Here is a 2,653-nt window from a genome sequence, read left to right as displayed (position 1 = left end):
TTTTGTTTTTCAAAGGGGTTATAGCTCTGTTGAGCCTGCACTAATACCGTCTTAGCCGTGTCTTCCATCTTGCGGACTGTATAAAATTGTTCCGCCTTAAGAAAGTGAAAGGCCACCCGCTTAGCTTGTTCTAGTGCCCTGTTTCGCTTGACCTGCTCCCAGTTAATACCGTTGTAGAGGTAATAATTCATATCATCCCCAAAAGGCACAACGGCCATAGGGTTATCTTTTAGGATTGTGTCAGCAAGTTTTAAATAATTGACTGCGGTAGGCTTGCCATCATCATTGCAAATAAGCCACTTAGTCCGCTTTGTTTGTTCAGCTAAAAAAGTCTGTTCTAATTGCTCTGTATTAGCCATAGTTTGCCTCCCTTCTTTTTGCCTTAGCAATCTCACGCTTTAAAACGCTTGTATAGACCTTTTCTAGTTCTTGATAGCTAAGTGGTTCAAGGCTTCGGTCATTGGCTACCTCGGCAATCTCTAAGGCCTTGCGTGGGTGTAACTGGTAGGACAGTAGCCAACCAATAAGGCTTGTCGCTTGGTCGTTTCGTTGTCCCTTTTCAAAACCGTTGGCAATCATTCCCCAGCGCTCCGCCACACTATAGCGGGCATGTCGTTGGCTGTTCTGTTCCTTGCTGTTGGTTTTATCTTGTCCTAATTCGTCCACCCACTGCGGTTTGTCTTGTATGTTTGCTAGTTCGGTGGTTGCTTTGTACTTGTTGCCATCAATTACAGACGGGGCAACAATCACACCGCCACTATTTAACACGTCCAGTCCCTCCATGGCGCTTATTAGTCGTTGTTTAGTGTCTTTATCTTCACACTTATAAAAAACGTGCCAGCCACCTCCTGCGGTCTTTTCTAGGTAAGTGTCTGATATGGTGGCAGGGTCAACTTTTCGACGGTTCAAGAAGTCCTTTAAACTGTGCAGGCCGTCTTTTCCATGTTGGTCAACGTCAATCACAACAAGAGGCGAACGGTCTAGGTCAATGCCCACATTACCGCCCTTATATTGGGGATGTTTTGCCAACCATTCAGCCAACTCTTCCCAGTGATTAAAGCTATTTTTATAGCCACCCTCTTCAGCGTTGTACTTCGTATTAGGTAGTGCCATGTACACATAAGCGCCTAAATCCATGTAGGACTTAATTGCTTTTGCTGTGGTGTCATTCATTCAAAGCGCCCCCTGTGTTGTTCTAGGCCTGCCACTCGTCTTTGATAACTCTTGGCGTTATTTCTCATCATGTTCAACGTATAAAAATATTCGTCACTGCTTACAATTTTGTACACGCCACCTCTAGCATTTCTCAAGCTACCAACCAAATACCCTTGGTCTGCTAAGTGGCTCAAAATGGTGTATAGCCGTCTTTCCGGTATTCCTACCTTTTTAGCCAATACAGGCACTTTAATAGCGTTCTCTTGTCCTTGAGGTAGTGCCATGTATACTGCCTTCTCTCGTGCTGTCAGTTGGTCTTGGTGTCGTACGTTAGTCATTACTTACCCCCTTCAGATACTTCGTTATTTTCGCAATTAAACCATCAAATACTTCTTCGTCTGCAATGGCAAAAGTCTGCTTTTCCTTGTCGATTAAAAAGGCTGGCTTGTCTGTCAAAGAATTCAAGTGTTCAATAATCTCAAACGGTAAGGCTAGCTGGTTATCTTTTGTCATTTAACCAACCTCCTCAATGTCTGCTGTTAAGTTGGCAATCTGCATATCAACCATATAAAAGGCCTTGGTATCTGGCTCTAACGTGCTGATAAGGCGCTTTAAAAAGATAAGATGGTTGCGTAAATAGTCAACAGGGCTGTACTGTCGCCCCTCAACTTTCGCCACTTCTGGCGAATAAAAACCGTCAAATACTACTGTTTGTGTGTTGTTCATGTTAAAATATAGCCAAATAGCCGTATTAAAAGGCGTTGTACTCAAGTCATTCCCTTCTGGTCGCCAAACTTTCAGGGGATGTCTTTTTTTGTGCCTTTTTCATGCTTTCGGCTCTCCTTTCTTAAATATCAGCAAATAACTTTGCTTTGATGTCTTGGTAGTCGTTACCGTCTAGAAGATATAAGGCAATGTGTTGCTTAGCTCGTTCTAGCCGTTCTTTTTGGCTATTATCTAGCGCCTCTTCTGGCTTGTTCACTCCTTTAGCCTTCTTAAGTTGCTTGGGTGTCATCCCCGTGGCGTACTTATAGGCTAGTTGGTGGTAGTTGCTATAAGCGTGCGGGTCGTTAGGCAACTCTGCCTTGATCGTGTCGGCCAAATCAATGTTTGCCCGCTTGTTAAGCTCTCGGCTTAGTTTAGCTTGGCCTAGTTCCTGTTTCATGCTGTAAAAAGCATTTACTAAGCTATCTTTAAAATCTAAAACCTTCGGCGTGTTTCGTAAGTAAGTGATGAGCACGGTTGCTTGTCGCTCGTTATACTTCCAAACTTTAGAAGAGCGTTGCTTACTTAAAACGGATTTGAAATCCGTTTTATCTTCCAAGACTTTAAGCGAATATTTTAGCTTGCCAAACTTCTCAAGGCGTTCTTTGTGTGTTCGTGTTAGTCGGTTAATACTGTCCAAATCAACCCCACTAAATTCAGCAATTACTTCCGCTGTGGTGTAAGGTTCTTCCTTCAAACCCTTGTAATAAACCAGTTCCATGTATTCCCTCCT

General features: G+C 43.3%; 5 protein-coding genes and 1 pseudogene. All 6 read right to left on the bottom strand.

The annotated features are described in order from the left end of the window. Positions 1 to 359 (bottom strand): annotated as a pseudogene (locus AOQ32_RS07410) (hypothetical protein); the annotation flags it as partial. Further along, on the bottom strand, positions 352 to 1,173 hold the full coding sequence (locus AOQ32_RS07405; RefSeq protein ID WP_059394262.1) for a bifunctional DNA primase/polymerase: 822 nt from the start codon (positions 1,171 to 1,173) through the stop codon (positions 352 to 354). The gene AOQ32_RS07405 and the pseudogene AOQ32_RS07410, both read right to left, overlap by 8 nt. After that, positions 1,170 to 1,493, bottom strand: a complete 324-nt coding sequence (locus tag AOQ32_RS07400) for a hypothetical protein (RefSeq protein ID WP_059394261.1) — start codon at positions 1,491 to 1,493, stop codon at positions 1,170 to 1,172. The genes AOQ32_RS07405 and AOQ32_RS07400 overlap by 4 nt, the downstream gene beginning before the upstream one ends. Then, complete coding sequence (locus AOQ32_RS07395; RefSeq protein WP_059394260.1) at positions 1,486 to 1,668, bottom strand: hypothetical protein; 183 nt, start codon at positions 1,666 to 1,668, stop codon at positions 1,486 to 1,488. Before AOQ32_RS07395 ends, AOQ32_RS07400 begins: the two co-directional genes overlap by 8 nt. Beyond that, positions 1,669 to 1,881 (bottom strand): hypothetical protein, encoded by a 213-nt coding sequence (locus AOQ32_RS07390; RefSeq protein WP_059394263.1) that lies wholly within the window; start codon positions 1,879 to 1,881, stop codon positions 1,669 to 1,671. Positions 1,882 to 2,002: 121 nt separating this feature from the next. After that, complete coding sequence (locus AOQ32_RS07385; protein ID WP_059394259.1) at positions 2,003 to 2,641, bottom strand: Rha family transcriptional regulator; 639 nt, start codon at positions 2,639 to 2,641, stop codon at positions 2,003 to 2,005. Positions 2,642 to 2,653 lie beyond the last annotated feature (12 nt).

It is taken from the genome of Fructobacillus tropaeoli, from assembly GCF_001047135.2.
Taxonomy (GTDB): domain Bacteria; phylum Bacillota; class Bacilli; order Lactobacillales; family Lactobacillaceae; genus Fructobacillus; species Fructobacillus tropaeoli.
The sequence above is the reverse complement of the archived record's forward strand: the minus strand, read 5'-3'. Positions and strand labels throughout refer to the sequence as shown.

Coding starts and splice junctions, on each gene's coding strand:
- AOQ32_RS07400 (WP_059394261.1), bottom strand. CDS start 1,493: ATGACTAACGTACGACACCAAGACCAACTGACAGCACGAGAGAAGGCA.
- AOQ32_RS07390 (WP_059394263.1), bottom strand. CDS start 1,881: ATGAACAACACACAAACAGTAGTATTTGACGGTTTTTATTCGCCAGAA.
- AOQ32_RS07405 (WP_059394262.1), bottom strand. CDS start 1,173: ATGAATGACACCACAGCAAAAGCAATTAAGTCCTACATGGATTTAGGC.
- AOQ32_RS07395 (WP_059394260.1), bottom strand. CDS start 1,668: ATGACAAAAGATAACCAGCTAGCCTTACCGTTTGAGATTATTGAACAC.
- AOQ32_RS07385 (WP_059394259.1), bottom strand. CDS start 2,641: ATGGAACTGGTTTATTACAAGGGTTTGAAGGAAGAACCTTACACCACA.